The 17,773-nt window shown below is 53.8% G+C and carries 20 protein-coding genes; 5 read left to right on the plus strand and 15 right to left on the minus strand.

Features of this window, described 5'->3' with window-relative positions:
- Positions 1 to 7: 7 nt before the first annotated feature.
- Complete coding sequence (locus tag QZ280_RS10080; RefSeq protein ID WP_293443761.1) at positions 8 to 412, minus strand: class I SAM-dependent methyltransferase; 405 nt, start codon at positions 410 to 412, stop codon at positions 8 to 10.
- Between the two features lie 12 nt (positions 413 to 424).
- Positions 425 to 613 (minus strand): hypothetical protein, encoded by a 189-nt coding sequence (locus QZ280_RS10085; RefSeq protein ID WP_293443482.1) that lies wholly within the window; start codon positions 611 to 613, stop codon positions 425 to 427.
- Between the two features lie 175 nt (positions 614 to 788).
- Between QZ280_RS10085 and QZ280_RS10090 the strand changes: the two genes are divergently transcribed.
- The 3 genes from QZ280_RS10090 (at position 789) to QZ280_RS10100 (ending at position 2,759) form a co-directional block, all read left to right on the plus strand.
- The gene (locus tag QZ280_RS10090; protein ID WP_293443485.1) at positions 789 to 1,268 is read left to right on the plus strand and encodes a hypothetical protein; all 480 of its coding nucleotides are present in this window, start codon (positions 789 to 791) and stop codon (positions 1,266 to 1,268) included.
- A 68-nt stretch (positions 1,269 to 1,336) separates the two neighbouring features.
- Entirely contained in the window at positions 1,337 to 1,990 is a 654-nt protein-coding gene (locus tag QZ280_RS10095; protein ID WP_293443488.1) for a DUF938 domain-containing protein, read from the plus strand.
- 4 nt (positions 1,991 to 1,994) lie between these two features.
- Positions 1,995 to 2,759, plus strand: coding sequence for a GH25 family lysozyme (locus QZ280_RS10100; RefSeq protein ID WP_293443490.1), 765 nt, complete (start codon positions 1,995 to 1,997; stop codon positions 2,757 to 2,759).
- A 94-nt stretch (positions 2,760 to 2,853) separates the two neighbouring features.
- Here QZ280_RS10100 and QZ280_RS10105 read toward each other — a convergent pair whose 3' ends face one another.
- The 7 genes from QZ280_RS10105 to QZ280_RS10135 form a co-directional block, all read right to left on the minus strand.
- The gene (locus QZ280_RS10105; protein WP_293443493.1) at positions 2,854 to 3,366 is read right to left on the minus strand and encodes a hypothetical protein; all 513 of its coding nucleotides are present in this window, start codon (positions 3,364 to 3,366) and stop codon (positions 2,854 to 2,856) included.
- Between the two features lie 122 nt (positions 3,367 to 3,488).
- On the minus strand, positions 3,489 to 5,990 hold the full coding sequence (locus QZ280_RS10110; RefSeq protein ID WP_293443496.1) for an FAD-dependent oxidoreductase: 2,502 nt from the start codon (positions 5,988 to 5,990) through the stop codon (positions 3,489 to 3,491).
- Between the two features lie 113 nt (positions 5,991 to 6,103).
- Positions 6,104 to 6,373 (minus strand): hypothetical protein, encoded by a 270-nt coding sequence (locus QZ280_RS10115; protein ID WP_293443499.1) that lies wholly within the window; start codon positions 6,371 to 6,373, stop codon positions 6,104 to 6,106.
- A gap of 6 nt (positions 6,374 to 6,379) precedes the next feature.
- Entirely contained in the window at positions 6,380 to 7,318 is a 939-nt protein-coding gene (locus tag QZ280_RS10120; protein ID WP_293443502.1) for a hypothetical protein, read from the minus strand.
- Between the two features lie 326 nt (positions 7,319 to 7,644).
- The gene (locus tag QZ280_RS10125) at positions 7,645 to 8,106 is read right to left on the minus strand and encodes a hypothetical protein (RefSeq protein WP_293443505.1); all 462 of its coding nucleotides are present in this window, start codon (positions 8,104 to 8,106) and stop codon (positions 7,645 to 7,647) included.
- A gap of 104 nt (positions 8,107 to 8,210) precedes the next feature.
- Entirely contained in the window at positions 8,211 to 9,959 is a 1,749-nt protein-coding gene (gene ggt / locus QZ280_RS10130; RefSeq protein WP_293443508.1) for a gamma-glutamyltransferase, read from the minus strand.
- A 23-nt stretch (positions 9,960 to 9,982) separates the two neighbouring features.
- On the minus strand, positions 9,983 to 10,969 hold the full coding sequence (locus tag QZ280_RS10135; protein ID WP_293443511.1) for a D-glycerate dehydrogenase: 987 nt from the start codon (positions 10,967 to 10,969) through the stop codon (positions 9,983 to 9,985).
- A gap of 116 nt (positions 10,970 to 11,085) precedes the next feature.
- On the opposite strand from QZ280_RS10135, the gene QZ280_RS10140 reads away from it, so the two are divergent.
- Positions 11,086 to 11,583, plus strand: coding sequence for an SH3 domain-containing protein (locus QZ280_RS10140; RefSeq protein WP_293443514.1), 498 nt, complete (start codon positions 11,086 to 11,088; stop codon positions 11,581 to 11,583).
- Positions 11,584 to 11,678: 95 nt separating this feature from the next.
- Here the strand turns inward: QZ280_RS10140 and QZ280_RS10145 are convergent, their stop codons facing one another.
- The 6 genes from QZ280_RS10145 to QZ280_RS10170 form a co-directional block, all read right to left on the minus strand.
- Positions 11,679 to 12,557 carry an extensin family protein gene (locus QZ280_RS10145; RefSeq protein ID WP_293443517.1) on the minus strand — a complete coding sequence of 293 codons (879 nt, stop codon included), beginning with the start codon at positions 12,555 to 12,557 and terminating at the stop codon, positions 11,679 to 11,681.
- Entirely contained in the window at positions 12,554 to 13,468 is a 915-nt protein-coding gene (locus QZ280_RS10150; RefSeq protein WP_293443520.1) for a prephenate/arogenate dehydrogenase family protein, read from the minus strand. Before QZ280_RS10150 ends, QZ280_RS10145 begins: the two co-directional genes overlap by 4 nt.
- A complete protein-coding gene (hisC, locus tag QZ280_RS10155) occupies positions 13,465 to 14,550 on the minus strand; it encodes a histidinol-phosphate transaminase (RefSeq protein WP_293443523.1) in 1,086 nt (361 codons plus the stop codon). Before hisC ends, QZ280_RS10150 begins: the two co-directional genes overlap by 4 nt.
- 180 nt (positions 14,551 to 14,730) lie before the next feature.
- Positions 14,731 to 15,132, minus strand: coding sequence for a hypothetical protein (locus tag QZ280_RS10160; protein ID WP_293443526.1), 402 nt, complete (start codon positions 15,130 to 15,132; stop codon positions 14,731 to 14,733).
- Between the two features lie 182 nt (positions 15,133 to 15,314).
- Positions 15,315 to 15,935 (minus strand): 30S ribosomal protein S4, encoded by a 621-nt coding sequence (gene rpsD / locus QZ280_RS10165; protein WP_293443529.1) that lies wholly within the window; start codon positions 15,933 to 15,935, stop codon positions 15,315 to 15,317.
- A 167-nt stretch (positions 15,936 to 16,102) separates the two neighbouring features.
- Positions 16,103 to 16,681: a DNA-3-methyladenine glycosylase I gene (locus QZ280_RS10170; protein WP_293443532.1), complete on the minus strand. Its 579-nt coding sequence runs from the start codon at positions 16,679 to 16,681 to the stop codon at positions 16,103 to 16,105.
- Between the two features lie 112 nt (positions 16,682 to 16,793).
- On the opposite strand from QZ280_RS10170, the gene QZ280_RS10175 reads away from it, so the two are divergent.
- Positions 16,794 to 17,630 (plus strand): EAL domain-containing protein, encoded by an 837-nt coding sequence (locus tag QZ280_RS10175; protein ID WP_293443534.1) that lies wholly within the window; start codon positions 16,794 to 16,796, stop codon positions 17,628 to 17,630.
- Positions 17,631 to 17,773 lie beyond the last annotated feature (143 nt).

Consider the following 17,773-nt stretch of genomic DNA (forward strand, 5'->3'; position numbering starts at 1 on the left):
TTCGTTTCTAAGGCGCAAATTGCGCGAGCCAAACCGTATGCCCGCTACATGTTGGATCCTCAATGACATGCTCAATCACTTTAAATCCATTCTCCGCGAGCAAAGCCCGATATTCATCTGGATCTAGGCTGGCATGATAAAGCGCCTCACCCTCAAATTCACCTAAGGCTTCGCCACAACTTACCCCAGAGGTAAACATCAGCGCGGCTCTTGGTCGTGCGTGCTTGCGATAAATCGCAAATATCTTGCGTTGATCCTGAGCCGTGAGATGAAACGCACTGTTCCACGCCACAATCCCATCAAACGTCTCATCCAAATCAAGCAGACGCATATCGTCCACATGAAATGCCGCTTCAGGAACATTCAAACGCGCAATCTCGATCAATTCAGGTGAAGCATCTACCGCCGTCAGCTCGGAACACTTCTACGATAAATACTGCGCAAACGGTGCGCCTGCGCCGCAACCAACGTCAAGGAGCGTCGCATCTTTCACTGCTACGCTTAAGAAACGATCAAGCCAACTTTGCTCGAACAATTGCGTGCTGCGCCGCTGGATCCAGGCATTCGCGTGGCGATGATAAAGCCCGATGATATCTTTGTGCGCGTCACTCATTGCCACGAACATATGCACTTGGACTAAAACTGCCAAGCCGCCCAGCATCTCGCGCTTCGCAAGATGCGGACACTCGCACGCGACGCATTGCATCCGCATCATACGAAGCTTGGATTGAACGCTGCTTAAATGCTCGCTTAAATTTCGACTATCACAACGCAGAAGGAACATCACGATGGCAACATTTATTTCAAACGTCCCAATCTGGGTCCTCCCACTGTTCATAGTGCTCTTCATCGTCGGCCTGCGCGCCAGCAAGAACCGCAGCGTGCCAATCTTGTTGATCTATTCGCTGCCACTGTTGGGCCTTCTAACCCTGCGCAATATCACCTCGCTTGCGCCGCCAATATGGCTCTGGACTTTCGCTGCCGTGACATATGCCTCAGGGATCGCAATTGGCATGCGACTCCAACACGGCTGGATCGTGGCGCGCTACGAGCAGTTTGCACAAGTCAAAGGCGAATGGGCCACCATAACCGCGATGATGATCGTCTTTGCCACAGGGTTTGTGAACAGGTTTCTCGGCGCCACGATGCCCGCCCTTACCCAAACAGCTGTGTTCCTCACAGGCTTCGTCGCAATCAATTGCCTCGCCTCCAGCCATTTCTTGGGTCGCGCCATCACAACCCTGCGCATGCCTGTCAACCAGTCCTGATCCCCCTTTTCATGAGCACGCATGCATGCCACTCTCGCGCCAAGATAGAGCCGTTTGAAAGTGTACGCATGACTCGACACCTCCCCCCGACCGCCAGTATCGCAGAGCAAATGCAGGATGGCCGCTTGGTCGCGCCTTCTGCGAGCAACAACATGGATTTGATCAGCCAAGTCCTACGTGATGTCGCCCCCAAACAAGGCCACGCGGTCGAACTGGCCAGCGGCACAGGCCAACACTGCGTGGCTTTCGCCAAAGCCTGTCCTGCCCTCACTTGGGTGCCCACGGACATCGACAACGCGCGCCTTGCATCCATCGGGATCTACGTGAGCGAAGCACAGTTGGATAACCTGACACTCCCCGTGCGCTTGGACGCAACCCAAGCAGGGTGGAGCACGTCCACTGGCCCCCTTGATGTGATCGTGCTCGTCAATTTGCTGCACCTCATCAGCGAAGTCGAAGCGCGCACCGTGATAAACGAAGTCGCCAAAGCGCTCGCGCCGGGCGGCGTGTTCTTGCTCTATGGGCCGTTCATGCGCGGGGGTGAGTTGACGTCCGAGGGCGATGAGCGTTTTCATGAAAGCTTGATCAACACAGACGCTGAGATTGGGTATAAAGGTGATTTCGATGTGATCGACTGGGCGCAAACAGCCGGACTTGACGCCGCACAAATTCTTGAAATGCCCGCAAATAATTTGAGCCTCGTATTTAGTAAACCGGAGTAACCTTATGACTTTGACCCGCCGCGCCACGCTCGCGGGTTTGGCGAGCTTGCCGATGCTCTTCGCGCCATCCTTATTGCTCGCACGCTCCAAATTCAAAGATCGCGATCCCGTTAATTTCGGTCGTGGCGGTCCGTCAACGTTTCCCGTCCACGGCATCGACGCTGCGCGCTTTCAGGGCGAGATGAATTGGAAACAGATACGTCGCCAAGGCATCAAATTCGCGTGGCTAAAGGCGACCGAGGGCGGTGATTTACTTGATCCCGAATTCAAACGGAACTGGCGCGCGGCCAAACGTGCGCGCGTGCCTGTTGGGGCCTATCATTTCTACTACTTCTGCACCGATCCTGACACGCAGGCCAAGAATTTCATCAAAAACGTCCCGCGCCTGCGTGGTGGCATGCCACCTGTGCTGGATCTGGAATGGAACCCATTTTCACCAACCTGCACGTTGCGCCCGCCTGCGGCCGAGGTCCGTCGCGTAGCCAATCGGTTTATCAAAATTGTCGAGCGTCATTACCAAACCCGCGTCGTCGTTTACACCGCTCCTGATTTCTGGGAACGCAACGATGTTGCACGCTTGAAGCGCGACCTCTGGCTCCGCTCCACCGCTCAGCACGTGGAAAAGCGCTACGGCGTCAAAGGTTGGCAGTTCTGGCAATACACAGCGACTGGAGTTCTTGACGGGATCGAAAAAGAAGTCGACCTCGATTGCTTCAACGGCTCGGAAGCGCAGTGGAAACAATGGCGCAAAGCCCACGCCGTGCGTTAATCGCCGAACGATTTAGCAAGATACTCTTGGTAGGGCTTCGGCAACTCATCCGTGACGCCATATCAAAGCGCAGTTACGACCGACAGACCAAAGACTACACCAATGAGGGGCAGTGCTTTGTGCAAAACGTGTGCGGGGGCGGGCCAAATTGCAAACCGTGCAGCTGTGACGATATGGGTAAAAACTGCAACAATTCCGAGCAGATAGTACGGAAAAAGTACAAGCCATAAGGTAAACCGCTGACCACACCTGCCGCGAAATAGGTCGTTGTTTCAAAGTTATAGCTGATCCGCGCCATGACAATCGCACCAAGATGCTGAAGCAGGAACAAAACGATGTAGCCGCCTGAAATCACCTGCGCCCAAGCCCAAGACCCCTTTGGCTTGCCGCGTTTCAGGATTAGGGAAACGCCCAAAATGATCTGCGCTGCAAACAACGCAACCAACGGATATTCAACAAAACCAAGCCTGTAAAATTGGCGAAGCGTCTCCATCAAAGCGAGGTGGCTTTCGCGCCCCAGTAGTAGAACTGAATGATTGGCAAAGTGCAGCAGAATGAAAATTCTAAGAATTTTCGCGTTGAGCCTGTGAAGGTTTCTTAGGGACATCTCGCTCCCTAACGATATAGAATGTTTACGAAATCACAGCGCGGTGGCAATTGCTAAAGTGTCGCATGAAAAAAGGGCGGCCTAAGCCACCCTTTCAAACTTTTAGAAATTTCAAGTCGGCGTTACCCGTCGACGCGGATCGTTGTGTTTTTCGGATCATATGGGCTGTCCTCAACGATCTCTGCATCCCAAAGCTGGTTCAGCATTTTGACCTTCAACTTTTGACCAACCACAGCCAGTTCAGGTGATACATAGCCCATGCCGATAGACTTGGTGAACGCCACAGAATATCCGCCAGAGGTCAAACGTCCGACCTTGGTGTCCACATCATACAGCGCCTCTCGGCCCCATGGATCCGCATCGCTCGGTCCATCAATCAACAGCGTCACACATTTGGACCGCACACCAAGCGCTTCCATTTCTACTTTGCCGTTGAACTCTTTGCTCAGATCAATAAAACGCGGCAAATCTGCTTCCGCAGGTGTCGCATCTCGGCCAAGCTCATTGCCAAACGCGCGATAGGATTTCTCCTGACGCAACCAGTTTTGCGCACGCGCGCCAACCAGCTTCATCCCATGCGGTTCACCCGCTTTTTCAAGCAGATCGAATAGGTAGTTCTGCATTTCCATCGGATGATGCAACTCCCAGCCCAGCTCGCCTGTGTAAGCAACACGGATCGCATTCACGGGGCACATGCCAAGCTCGATCTGACGCGCAGACAGCCATGGGAATCGCTTGTTGCTAAGCGCAGTCGCAGGGTCAGCGTCCTTGATCACAGCATTCAGCACATCACGCGACTTCGGCCCTGCAATCGCGAAGACGCCCCATTGCGTGGTCACATCTTGGATCTCAATATAGCCAAATTCGCGCGCCTTATCTTCAGCAGATTTGCGCAAGAAATCAGCATCATACGCGGTCCACGCACCCGCAGAGACGAGATAATAGTTGTCTTCACCATTGCGCACGATCGTATATTCCGTGCGCGTCGTTCCCGCCGCAGTCAGCGCATAGGTCAGGTTAATGCGACCAATCTTTGGCAGCTTGTTACATGTGAACCAATCAAGAAACGCCGTCGCACCCGGTCCTTTAACCACGTGTTTGGTGAACGCGGTTGCATCAATTAGACCAACGCCTTCACGGATTGCTTTGGCTTCCTCAACCGCATGATCCCACCACGCGCCACGACGGAAAGAACGCCCATCATGGTCAAAATTATCAGGTGCATCCAAAGGCCCATAGTAGTTTGGACGCTCCCACCCATTCACAAACCCGAACTGTGCGCCGCGTGCCTTTTGGCGATCATATGCAGGTGCTGTACGTAGCGGACGACACGCAGGGCGCTCTTCGTCAGGGTGGTGCAATACATAGACGTGATCGTAGCATTCTTCGTTCTTGCGCGCTGCGAATTCCGTGGTCATCCAATCGCCGTAGCGCTTGGGATCGAGCGAGGCCATGTCGATCTTTGCCTCCCCCTCGACCATCATCTGCGCGAGGTAATAGCCGGTGCCACCCGCCGCCGTGATGCCAAAGGAAAAGCCCTCAGCCAGCCACATATTGCGCAAGCCCGGCGCTGGTCCGACCAATGGATTGCCATCAGGCGTGTAGCAAATTGGACCGTTGAAATCATCCTTGAGACCGCTCTCCTCGCAAGACGGCATACGGTGAATCATTGACATGTATTGATCTTCGATCCGATCCAGGTCGAGCGGGAAGAGGTCCGCGCGGAAACTATCCGGCACACCGTGTTCAAACACCGCCGGAGCGTTCTTCTCATAGACGCCAAGAATCCAACCGCCGCGTTCTTCACGCACATAGCTCTGCGCGTCCGCATCGCGGATAACAGGATGCTCTGGGTTCCCTCCCGCGCGCCAAGCCTGAAGCGAAGGATCAACGTCCGTCACGATAAACTGGTGCTCAACGGGAATCGCAGGGATCTTGATCCCCAGCATTTTTGCCGTGCGCTGCGCGTGGTTGCCAGAGGCGGTCACAACATGTTCCGCCGTAATCACAACTTGCTCGTCAGAGGCAATCAGGTTGCCCCCCTTTTCGATCATCTTGGAACAGTTCACATTCCAATGCGTGCCCGTCCATTCAAAGCTGTCCGATTGCAAACGACGAACAATCTCAACCCCGCGTTGACGCGCGCCCTTGGCCATCGCCATCGTCACATCGGCAGGGTTAATGTAGCCGTCCGTCGCATGATAAAGCGCGCCCTCAAGCGTCTCTGTGTTGATCAAAGGCCAACGCGCTTTGATCTCGTCAGGTGTCAGAAATTCATACGGCACACCACAAGTTTCAGCGGTTGAGGCATAGACCATATACTCGTCCATACGCTCTTTGGTCTGCGCCATGCGCAAGTTACCAACGACAGCGAAACCGGCGTTCAGCCCTGTTTCGGCCTCAAGCTCTTTATAGAAATCGACCGAATACTGATGAATATGCGTTGTTGCGAAGCTCATATTGAACAAGGGTAACAAGCCAGCAGCATGCCACGTGGAACCAGATGTTAATTCGTCACGCTCCAAGAGCATGACATCGTCCCAGCCCGCTTTGGCCAAGTGATAGGCAATCGAAGTTCCGACGGCACCCCCGCCGACAACCAAAGCTTTGACATTTGTTTTCATGTGCCGCGACTCCAAAAGAACGGTAATTGCAGGAGTTGTGCCAAATACGCGCACGTTGCGCGATGTCCAGCCGACTTAAAACTGCAAGTTTACGACTTTTGGTGAGATAAGCGTCAGTTATCGACCCTGCAAAACGAAACACCACCGCAACCGTTGCTTTTACGGCGGTTTGATTTGGCCCCCCCGCTTAAACGGTTCACACGGATCTTCGGCTCCTCTTGCTTTGCAGCTTGCGGTTTACTCCGCTCACGCCCGGTAGATGCGTTCGACAAAGACGGCAAACCGGTGATCCCAAGCGACGCGCGCGCCTCTTCCACTTCCTGCTGCAACGCTAAGGACATGGTGCCCAACTCGCGCACTTGTTCAGCAGTCGGTTTGGCCAAAATGACCTATGGCGCATCTTGAATATTATAGGTCAAACTTGATTTACCGCTTTCGTAACTGCCACCATTGGCGACAAGCAGCATCGAGTTGCGATAGCTTTCTTGGATCACTGTTCTAAGATCTTCAGTGTTGCCCGACCCGATCGGCGCAAAAACAGGTTGGCCATTTTTCTCGCCAATTTGAATTTTCGGCGCTCTCGACACAAACATATCGCGAATCGCAAAGCCGCGCTGCAAGGTCAACAAAACGCGCGCCTCGGCATAAAGCATCGACATCGCATTCACGACGTCTTGCTCTGTGACATTGATCGGGATTTGATGTCCGTTTCGGATATACGGCATCGGCATGGAGAGCAGATTGTTCATGCTTTCAAAATCAATCGCATGCAAAATTTCGCAGGTAGACGCCTGTGACGCATTCGCATGGACGCGCAGTTGCACTTCCTCATCAAGGCCGATTTTGGCACGAATGATCCGATAGTGCGTCGCAAGGTCCGTGCTCACAACCATGTTGCTCTGCCCACGCAATTCAACAAAGCCAACGCCGCTTATGACCGAATAGCCAAATAACTTTGCAGGCTGGTTCATTTTAGAAACCACAGAGTTCATTTCAGCCTTCGCAAGACCTGCCATGGACTTCTGATTTGAAGCTAGTTTCAGACGCATCTCGATGAAAACCGTCTCTTCGCCTCGCTCATACAGCCAAGAGCGGGTCGCAACATCTTCTATAAATTCGTCCGCACTTTGGCCCTTCATCATGTTTCTAACGCCTTTGGGCGTCGGACTCGCACTAACCCCACTCGTATCTTTGCGTGCTTTGGCGAGGTAATTGTCGGTTTCGCTCCAATCACCACCCCTTAAGGACCTATTAAAATTGGGCACAATCGAGGTGTTGTCGCCTTCATCAAAGCCGCGACGTTGCCAGCCTTCGGGCGCTTCAGGCAAGAAATTTCTTGTGGGTTTTTTCCATGCCGAGACACGAATTTTTCATTCACCGCAGCCGTCTTTTCGGCTTTAGCTTGGGTAATGCGCGCGCTGATCGAATTTATATAGCCACTCATACCGAACTCAAGCACCGGCTTATCCGCACGGCTCGCTTGCAATTGCGCATCAAGGCCAAGACCCACACAAGCCAAAAGTCCAAAAATCCGATCAAGAAATAATTCGGCATATCCATGCTCCGCTCAAAATTCCCCTAAGGGCTATATTGGGAGTGCGGCAACATTTTGCTCAGCGCGGGGCCTTCAAATGGCTTAACGTCTCAACATCAATCACCTTTGATGCGTAGAGGCACGCGATGTTTCAGGTTCAGACCTTACCTCTGACGCACCCTCTTGCTCAGGAGCATTTAACGTTTCGGAAATACGATCCAACTTCGCTTTCGTCTCTTTGACCTTTTGCGCAAAATTCGACGCGCGCATCGCTTCATTCGTAATGCAATACCTATTGAGCGGTGCGGTTGCCATTGAGACACCCTGCGCACCGACCGTGGATATGACCCCACGCTTAAGCAACATACCGTTCAATTCCGTCGCAATGGCACTGTCCACACGCAACAATCGTTGCAACATCGCAGGCGAACAACGGTTATGCGCCCGCGCCAAAAGCTTGGCATTGGCATAGTGCGAGGCAGCGGTTGGCGCAGCACTCACAGGCGCAAGCGACCCAGCAGCAGGCATTGCGGGTGCCGCAAACAAAGCAGCGATCGAAGCTGTAAAAGTTCGTCTGTTCATATCATCGACATAGTATTGCGAATGGCTCGCAACAAGGTCACACGTCAATTTCGAAGCGAATTACCCGGCTTCATCTTACTGATAAACTCAAATTTTCCTGCGCTCTACTCACCCAAAGCGACGCCTTCTCGGCGCGGATCAGCCCCACCTAACAAGCTTTCGCCAATCGAAATCGCATGCAAACCAGAATTCAGATCACGCACTTTAATCTCATAGCCAAGCGCTTCCAGTTCTGGCCCCATCGCCTCCATCGCGCTACCGGCTTCCAGATCATATGTACCAAATCGGTTCACAGCATGACCCAGTGAAACAGCCGCTTGCACATCCATGCCCCAATCGAGATGCGCGATAATCATCTTTGCAACATAGCCAATGATCCTGCTACCACCCGGACTTCCCACGACCAGCACAGGCTTGCCGTCTTTCAAGACAATCGTCGGTGCCATAGAAGAGCGTGGCCGTTTGCCCGGCGCGACAGCATTGGCGATCAGAACGCCATCCTTATGGGTGCGAAAGGAGAAATCCGTCAGCTCATTGTTCAACAAAAATCCACCTACCATAAGGCGCGACCCAAACGCGTTCTCAATAGTCGTGGTCATGCTCAGCGCATTGCCATAGCTATCGACAATCGAGATATGCGAAGTCGAGGGCAGCTCAATACTCTGGTCATCGGCCCACATCATCGCATGATCAAATGCGGGCATTCCCGCACTAACAGAGCCAAGCGCAGGGCCACCATCAAGCGCCTCGGCGCGCAGGCTTAAATACTCGGGATCAACCAACCCTTTGACCGGCACAGGCACGAAATCACTATCCGCCATGTAGCGCCCACGATCCGCAAAAGCGAGCCGCGACGCATCCCCGATCAAGCGCCAGCTTTGCGGGTTTTCTGCGCCAAGGGCACTTAAGTCATACCCATCCAGCATTCCCAAGATTTGCCCAACCGTCAAAGCCCCAGACGACGGCGGCCCCATTCCGCAGACCTCATGCGCGCGGTACGTGACGCAAACAGAAGCACGCTCTTTCACCACATAGCCGCGCATATCGGCCAAGTTCAAAACACCGGGATTGCCGCTGGTGTTGCGCACAGTGCGCACAATATCGCGGGCAATATCACCATTGTAAAAATTCACAGTCCGGTTCTGCGCTAGATCCCGCAGCGTCTCTGCATAATCGGGATTGCGCAGAACTTTGCCCTCTTTCAAAGGTTCGCCCAAAGGATAGAAATAGGCAGCTGCACCCCCAAAGCGCACCAAGCGATCTGAATCGCGCGCAATCATCCCTGCCAAACGCTCCGACACTTTGAAGCCTCCAGCAGCCAAAGCGATGCCATCTTCAAACAGCGTATCCCATTTCTGATTGCCCCACTTTTGATGCGCGCGTTCCATCAACGCAGGCGTGCCAGGCACCCCGACAGAACGGCCGCCAACAACGGCATCCCAGAACTTCAAGGGCGCACCTGTGTCGTCCTGAAACAAACGTGGCGTCGCTTCAGAAGGAGCTGTTTCGCGACCATCTAACGTGGTCACTGCATCGCTTTCCCGATCATACCAAACCAAAAAAGCACCGCCGCCAAGACCCGAACTTTGCGGCTCTACCAAGCCTAAAACGGCCTGCACCGCGATCATCGCATCCGCCGCTGTGCCGCCGCGAGCGAGCACTCTGGCCCCCGCTTGCGATGCCAAAGGATTGGCCGCAACAATCATCCAATCCTGTGCCTCGACAGGCGTTCCTGCCAACTTGGCATTAAGCGAAATCGTGGTCTCTGGCTGCACTGCATCTGCGGCCTCCTGAGCGTGCAAAACAAAAGGCGCGAGCAGCGCCAATCCCGTTGATATCAACCTTTGGCGCATACTCTCATCTCCCCTAATTCGCTTTACAACATGCCCGGCACAACCTGATCCGGCGGGCGATGCCCATCCGCAAATGTCTTAATATTAATGATAACTTTCTCGCCCATTTCCAAGCGACCTTCCTGCGTGGCCGATCCCATATGCGGCAACAGAACAACGTTCGGCAAGCCTTGCAAATGCGGGTTCACTTCCGATCCATGCTCATAGACATCAAGACCCGCGCCCGCAATTTCGCCCGCTTTCACCATCCGCGTCATCGCGTTTTCGTCAATCACTTCACCGCGCGAGGTGTTCACCAAAACCGCGCTTGGCTTCATCAACTTAAGGCGACGCGCATTGAGCAAATGGAAAGTCGTAGGAGTATGAGGGCAATTCACAGAAATCACGTCCATACGCGCGACCATCTGATCAAGGCTCTCCCAATAGGTCGCCTCCAAGCTGTCTTCGACCTCAGCGCGCAAACGGCGACGATTATGATAATGAATTTGCATCCCGAACGCACGCGCACGCTGAGCCACCGCTTGCCCGATACGACCCATGCCTAAGATCCCTAGGCGACGTCCACCGACGCGACCACCGAGCAATGCAGTTGGGGCCCAGCCTTCCCACGCACCGGATTGCATCACGTTGAGCCCCTCTGGGATACGCCGCGTCACCGCCAGCAAAAGCGCCATCGTCATGTCAGCCGTATCATCCGTCAAAACGCCCGGCGTGTTGGATACGAGCACACCTCTTTGGCGCGCAGTCGCAACATCAATGTGATCAACCCCGGCACCATAGTTCGCGATCAACTTCAAACGCGGCCCAGCCTGCGCCAGCAAACCCGCATCGATTTCGTCCGTTACTGTCGGCACCAGAATATCGGCGATTTTCATCGCATCCGCCAATTCAGCGCGCGTCATTGGCGTGTCATCATCGCGTAATGTCACATCAAACAGCTCTTTGATCCGCGTTTCCACTGCATCGGGTAGGCGTCGCGTCACGACAACACTCAAGCGTTCTGATGGCATCTTGCACTCCTTGCGTCTTTTCAAGCGATCCGTAGAGGTGCAGAGTGCCTAAAAGCGTCGGTCGCCACAAGAACTTAGACGCAATAATATTACGCAGTGAAAACACGGGCTCAGAAATGAAACCAATTGCAACGCTTTTGCGGGCTGGCCTACTTGCCCTCGTCGCCACGACTGCCAGCGCGTCAGAGCGCGGTGCAGTGACCAATCTGCCCCTGCCGCGCTTCGTCTCCCTCAAGGCGAGCGAAGGCAACGTACGCCGTGGGCCCTCACTGACCCATCGCATTGATTGGGTGTTTAAACGTCGCGATATGCCCCTCGAAATCACCGCGGAACACGGTCATTGGCGCCGTGTGCGAGACCGTGATGGTGTGGGCGGCTGGGTGCACTATTCCCTACTCTCGGGCACACGTTATGTGCTAATCGAACGAGATATGCTCGCGCTTTATCAACGCGCAGATCCGGCTACACCTGTGGTGGCGCGCCTAGAACTCGGTGTCATTGCGCGCCTTGGCAAATGTGGCCCCGAATGGTGCCGCTTGTCATCATCCGGCTACAAAGGCTGGGCCCCGAAACAATCCCTGTGGGGCGTTCAACCCGAAGAGCTTCGCGACTAACACTCTGCTCTTCCTATTTCCAAAATATCTTGGGGGGGGGCTGGGTTACTAGTCCTCCTGCCTTTCGGATTGGCAAAGCCAATTCGAAACAAGACTTATCGACAATAACTTCCAGAGCGATGACGCGCCGTGTCAAAATGGAAATGATCCTGATGGTAGCGATCCGCATTCGGTCCCAAAACCGTGCCAAACGGGCCACAAGCCGCCTTGTGCATCCGCTTCAAAGCTGGCCCATTCTTCGTAGAGCGCCATCCCTTCAGCACGGTAATCACTTCATCATTCTTTAGCTTGATCCCGGACACATCAATCGCGCGGCCCTTACCGTGCTCTGAAATCTTCGCACTCTTTTTGTTGTTGCGCGTGCGGCACGCGTAATGCGCGGCGACCCGCAAGGACTTCACACCGCCACCACGATTGCCCAGCGCACGCTTAACACCCTTTTCAACCCACTTTTTCAAGGCCTTTGCAGTCCCGCAATCCATGATCGAGGATTGGCTCAAAACCACACCCGACACGGATCGCACCTTCACTGCATTTTTCACGCCACAACCACGAATACGGCCAGGCACAGCACCAACCACATCCCCTTGAATGGCAGGATCACCACACACGGCCCCCTTCGCGCGGGCGCGCTTGGCTTTGCGGCGCTCTCCCATAACCTTTTCTGCCAAACCCTTGGGCCGCGTCACGGGATACAAAGAATTCGGCAAACTCACCGCCGCAGAGGCCAGATTAATCTGCACGTCACGCCCCATCGCCTCTTCCTGCTCGGACACTGGCCGTAACTTGGGCCGATGCGGGAGCGCTGCTTTCAAAGACTCCAATGCTTTGACAGAAGGGCGCAATTTAGGCCGCGTCAAAACCGGGGCGGCCACTTCACCCCGCGCCAAAGGACGCATCGTTGCATCGGGTGCAATCGCGGCCGCAGGCAGAGCCAAACACCCGACAAACAGCACAGCAATCGATCGCTTCATGACTTCGATCGTCCAAAATTCGGGGCATCTGTATCTTGCCCGGCCTCAACAATACCGCGCCGGATCGCGCGCGTGCGGGTGAAATAGTCATGCAACATATCACCATCCTCCGTGCGGATTGCGCGTTGCAATGCAAAGAGCTCTTCCGTGAAGCGCCCCAAAATTTCCAACGTGGCGTCTTTGTTGTTTAAGAACACATCGCGCCACATGGTAGGGTCGGACGCTGCGATGCGGGTAAAGTCGCGAAAACCCGCCGCCGAATAGTTGATGACTTCGCTATCCGTCACGCGGCTGAGGTCATCCGCAACCCCGACCATTGTGTAAGCGATCAAATGTGGCGCATGGGAGGTCACGGCCAATACCAGATCATGATGATCCGCATCCATACGCGCGGTCTTAGATCCCATCGCTTGCCAAAGCGTCTCAATACGATCAACGGCGTTTGCGTTGTTTCCCTCAACAGGAACAATTAGAAACCAACGATCTTCAAAAAGCTCCGCGAAGCCAGAACGCGGGCCAGAATGCTCCGTCCCTGCAAGCGGATGCGAAGGGACAAAATGAACGCCTTCGGGAATATGTGGCGCGACGGCATCGACGATAGCACGCTTCACCGACCCAACGTCCGTGACAGTCGCACCCTGCTTCAAAGCTGGCGCAATCTCACGCGCCACACTATCCATTGCCCCTACAGGCACGCACAAAATAACAAGATCGGCACCCTCAACAGCCTCTACGGCGGTGTCATAAATACGATCGCACAGACCTATCTCACGCGCCGTCTCCCGCGTCTCGCTTGAGCGCGCGTAGCCCACGACTTCGCCTGCCAAACCATCACGTCTCATCGCCCAAAACAAAGAAGACGCAATCAAGCCAAGCCCTATCAACGCGACACGCTCATATAGCTGGCTCATCGAGCACCGCCTTTAAACTGCCCCACCGCATGAGCCACTTGGCGACACGAGGCTTCATCCCCAACCGTTATGCGCAATGCATTTGGCAGTTTATAGCCCTTAACACGACGCACAATCAGACCCTGACTTTGCAAGTATGTGTCACAGGTTTCCGCTTCTTCCTCACTGCCAAATCGCGCGAGTATGAAGTTCGCTAGGCTCACATCAGACGGGACCCCATGTGCGGCCAACGCATGTGCCAGCCAGTCGCGCCATTTCGCATTCGCTTCACGGCATTGCGTCACATAGACTTGATCTTGCACGGCGGCCAAAGCCGCGCGCAAAGCTGCATCATTCACATTAAACGGCCCACGCACGCGGTTCAGCACATCAATGATCGCTTTCGGAGCATAACCCCAGCCGACACGCAGTGCACCAAGGCCGTAAATCTTAGAGAACGTCCGCGTCATCACAACATTTTCACGTGCCTCAACCAAGGCCGCGCCACCATCATAACCCTCAACATATTCCGCATAAGCCCCATCCAGAACGAGGATCGCTTGTTCGGGGATACCCGCGGCCAAACGCTCGATCTCGGAAAGAGCAATCATAGTGCCTGTGGGATTGTTGGGATTGGCGATAAACACGAGCTTCGTCTTTTTCGTGCAAGCCGCAAGGATCGCATCCACATCCGTGATGCGACTTTGTTCTTTCACTTCAACAGGCTTTCCACCCGCAGCACGCGCAGAAATCGCGTACATCGCAAAGCCGTGTTCTGTGTGGATGACCTCGTCACCTTTGCCACAATAACACTGGCACAGAAACGCTATGATCTCGTCAGAACCGGCACCACAAATGATCCGCTCTGCATCCAGATCATGGACCTCGGCAATCGCATTGCGCAATTCGGCATGATCCGCAGACGGATATCGATGCAAAGAGCGTGCACCCGCCTCATAGGCTTTCACAGCCGTAGGGGACGGTCCAAACGGGTTCTCATTAGAGGACAGCTTAACCACATTGCTCACCCCCTCCACATGCGCAGCGCCGCCCTGATAGAGCGGCATGTCCATAATGCCTGCGCGGGGTTTGATCTTGCTCATAAGCGGTCTCCTTATGGGCGTTTTATCTTTGCAGGGACGGGAAGGCTAGCATGAAAGGTGGCTGTGCTCGCCTCAATTGCTAAGATCGCCAGACACAGCAATTCTTTACAGAGCAGATCTGCGCACGTACGTCCGCCTCGAGCCCAAACCGACCGATATGTTGTTGCTGAGTTGGCATTGTCACAAGCCGCGCTTTTCCGAAAGAACGTTGGCAACTTCTTCCGAGATATCCAGACGCAGTAGATACTTACCAGAAGCAAAAATAAAATTCGGTGTGTCGATATTTACAATGGAAAGAGTTTGCCGAAGATGAGTTCCTGATATTGGAATGTAATCAGAGTTCTCGCCTGAAAATTTGTTAAACATTCTGCCACCAAACCAATGACTTCGTCGGCTTACAGCCTTAGCTATTTGGTTGCGGAAATGCAGTATTTGAAGAAGACCTTCGATGCCGTGTGGGAATAAATCTGCCGCGTTACTTGCAGCGGAAAAGACTGAGCTCAGCCCTGCCGTGGCAGCCTGAGATGTGCCGTCTTGGGTTGGAGAAGGTCCCTCTAATATTTTCAAGATTGGCTTGCTCATTGAATAAGAAATGCCCAGCAATGGTACCTGCTCAACGGGGACTTCCTCCGCTTAGCGGTCATCAAAAAGAGGCTCTGACAATGATTGCGGCAGCACATATGCAAAGCCGCATCCAAAATACCCCCCCAAACGCAAAAGGCCCGCAACATGTGCGGGCCTCCCTAATTCTATCGCGAAGAACCTTAGTTCTGTGCGTAATATTCGATGACGAGATTTGGTTCCATCAGCACCGGATAAGGTACATCGGACAAACCTGGTGTGCGTGTGAATGTCGCCGTTAGCTTGGAGTGATCAACTTCCATGTAGTCAGGCACGTCACGCTCTGGAAGCTGAACCGCTTCAAGGATCGCAGCCATCTGCTTGGAACGATCGCGAACCTCTACAACGTCGCCTTCTTTGACGCGGTAGGATGCGATGTTCACTTTCTTGCCGTTCACACGGACGTGGCCGTGGTTCACGAACTGGCGTGCAGCGAAAATTGTTGGAACGAACTTCGCACGGTACACAACCGCGTCGAGACGGCGCTCCAGCAAGCCAACCAGGTTCTCGCCCGTATCGCCTTTAACACGATCCGCTTCTTTAAAGATTTTCTTGAACTGCTTCTCGGTCAAATCGCCGTAGTAGCCTTTCAATTTCTGCTTTGCACGCAGCTGAAGACCAAAGTCGGATACTTTGGCTTTACGACGCTGACCGTGCTGGCCGGGGCCATATTCACGACGATTCACTGGGGACTTCGGACGACCCCAGATGTTTTCGCCCATACGGCGGTCAATTTTATATTTGGCAGATGTACGCTTAGTCACAATCTGGATCCTTTCAAGTTTCAATTTTGAAAGGTGCTGTCCTTTGAACAATCCTGCACGTGAAGTAAAAGCAGAACGGTCCCGACAGGCATCCCCTTACGAGGGCCACCAACACCAATAACGGCGCGCATATAGAGGGGGTATGGACGAGTCAACAGCCCTGAGGGCTAGCGCACCAGCTTTTTACAGGCCGCGTGCCGTGGACACGTCACAAGATGGTCATTGATCATGCCAACCGCCTGCATGAAGGCATAAACGATTGTAGGGCCACAGAACTTGAACCCGCGTTTCTTAAGGTCTTTAGACACCTGCGTAGAGAGATTGGTAAAGGCGGGCACCTCTGCCAAGGTGGTCCATTCATTCTGAATCGGACTGCCCCCAACATAGTCCCAAAGATAGCGATCAAAGCCTTGCTCTTGCTCGATGCTTTGCCACACGCGCGCGTTGGTGATGGTGGCCGCTATCTTGCCGTGATGGCGGATAATCCCAGGATTTTGCAGTAAACGCTCGATATCTGCGTCGCCCCAACCTGCTACAATATTAGGATCGAAACCTGCGAACGCTTCGCGAAAATTCTCGCGCTTCTTGAGGATCGTTATCCAACTAAGACCCGCTTGAAACCCATCCAAGATTAGCTTCTCCCAAAGCGCGCGGCTGTCATATTCAGGCACACCCCAATCTGTGTCATGGTAATGAATGTAAATTTCTTCTGAATCCGCCCAGCCGCAAATTTCGCTCATCACCATACCCTCAATCTTGATTCATCTAATGTTCTAATAAACTTGGAACAAAATAGGAATGTTAAACTACTGGTAAGAGATTCGAGCCTATCAGTCGTCGAACCCAAGGAGAGCGGCCATGGCGTCTGAGCGCAAACGCAACAGGATTGATCCTCAGAGCAATGGCGATCCGCTTTCAGCGGCGGTGAGCCAGCGTGATCGCTCGGCTTTGGATATGGTGCGTACTGCATTGGACCATAAGCAGGTTATGCTGGCTTATCAGCCTGTCATGGCTTCAACGGGTGGTGTAGCGTTTTACGACGGCCTCATTCGCGTGCTGGATGAAACTGGACGTATCATCCCTGCGCGCGAATTTATTAACGTTATTGAAGAAACCGAAATGGGACGCATCATCGATTGCCTTGCCCTTGAAAAGGGTATGCGCGCGCTGAGCAAAAATCCAACGCTTCGCCTGTCTGTTAACATGTCTGCTCGCTCCATCGGCTACGGGCGCTGGAAAAAGGTGCTAGAACGTAATTTGCGCACGGACCCCACATTGGACGAACGCTTGATCATGGAGATAACCGAAACATCCGCCATGCTTGTACCGGAGCTGGTGATCTCCTTCATGGCAGAACTGCAAGAACGCGGCGTTTGCTTTGCGCTTAATGACTTTGGGGCTGGCTACACCTCGTTCAGGTATTTGCGCGACTTCTACTTTGATATGATCAAGATTGATGGCCAGTTTATCCGTGGCATTTCGAATGATCCAGACAACCAAGTGCTTGTGCAGGCGCTTGTCTCGGTTGCTCAGCATTTTGACATGTTCACTGTCGCAGAATTTGTCGAGAACGTGCAGGACGCGGAATTTCTGGCCCAGAACGGGATCGACTGCTTGCAAGGGTATTACTTCGGTGCACCCACAGTGCGCCCCCCTTGGGGCGAAACGAACAACGGCTTGCAAGCCAGAGCCTGATCTCGCGCGAGCCATGCACCCCATGCAACCCAGTCCCGATATCTTTGACTGAGACACCCTGTCCGTTTACAGATAATGCCCGCTCACGCTATTGACCTAACGGAATGCTGACCTGAGCAGAATCGCGCACCATCTCCACATGG

This window comes from Planktotalea sp. (genome assembly GCF_018607995.1).
GTDB lineage: Bacteria > Pseudomonadota > Alphaproteobacteria > Rhodobacterales > Rhodobacteraceae > Planktotalea.

Excerpts from the sequence above, each read along its gene's own strand:
- QZ280_RS10085 (WP_293443482.1), bottom strand. The coding sequence starts at position 613 with ATGAGTGACGCGCACAAAGATATCATCGGGCTTTATCATCGCCACGCG.
- QZ280_RS10090 (WP_293443485.1), top strand. The coding sequence starts at position 789 with ATGGCAACATTTATTTCAAACGTCCCAATCTGGGTCCTCCCACTGTTC.
- QZ280_RS10095 (WP_293443488.1), top strand. The coding sequence starts at position 1,337 with ATGACTCGACACCTCCCCCCGACCGCCAGTATCGCAGAGCAAATGCAG.
- QZ280_RS10100 (WP_293443490.1), top strand. The coding sequence starts at position 1,995 with ATGACTTTGACCCGCCGCGCCACGCTCGCGGGTTTGGCGAGCTTGCCG.
- QZ280_RS10105 (WP_293443493.1), bottom strand. The coding sequence starts at position 3,366 with ATGTCCCTAAGAAACCTTCACAGGCTCAACGCGAAAATTCTTAGAATT.
- QZ280_RS10110 (WP_293443496.1), bottom strand. The coding sequence starts at position 5,990 with ATGAAAACAAATGTCAAAGCTTTGGTTGTCGGCGGGGGTGCCGTCGGA.
- QZ280_RS10125 (WP_293443505.1), bottom strand. The coding sequence starts at position 8,106 with ATGAACAGACGAACTTTTACAGCTTCGATCGCTGCTTTGTTTGCGGCA.
- ggt (WP_293443508.1), bottom strand. The coding sequence starts at position 9,959 with ATGCGCCAAAGGTTGATATCAACGGGATTGGCGCTGCTCGCGCCTTTT.
- QZ280_RS10135 (WP_293443511.1), bottom strand. The coding sequence starts at position 10,969 with ATGCCATCAGAACGCTTGAGTGTTGTCGTGACGCGACGCCTACCCGAT.
- QZ280_RS10140 (WP_293443514.1), top strand. The coding sequence starts at position 11,086 with ATGAAACCAATTGCAACGCTTTTGCGGGCTGGCCTACTTGCCCTCGTC.
- QZ280_RS10145 (WP_293443517.1), bottom strand. The coding sequence starts at position 12,557 with ATGAAGCGATCGATTGCTGTGCTGTTTGTCGGGTGTTTGGCTCTGCCT.
- QZ280_RS10150 (WP_293443520.1), bottom strand. The coding sequence starts at position 13,468 with ATGAGCCAGCTATATGAGCGTGTCGCGTTGATAGGGCTTGGCTTGATT.
- hisC (WP_293443523.1), bottom strand. The coding sequence starts at position 14,550 with ATGAGCAAGATCAAACCCCGCGCAGGCATTATGGACATGCCGCTCTAT.
- QZ280_RS10160 (WP_293443526.1), bottom strand. The coding sequence starts at position 15,132 with ATGAGCAAGCCAATCTTGAAAATATTAGAGGGACCTTCTCCAACCCAA.
- QZ280_RS10170 (WP_293443532.1), bottom strand. The coding sequence starts at position 16,681 with ATGGTGATGAGCGAAATTTGCGGCTGGGCGGATTCAGAAGAAATTTAC.
- QZ280_RS10175 (WP_293443534.1), top strand. The coding sequence starts at position 16,794 with ATGGCGTCTGAGCGCAAACGCAACAGGATTGATCCTCAGAGCAATGGC.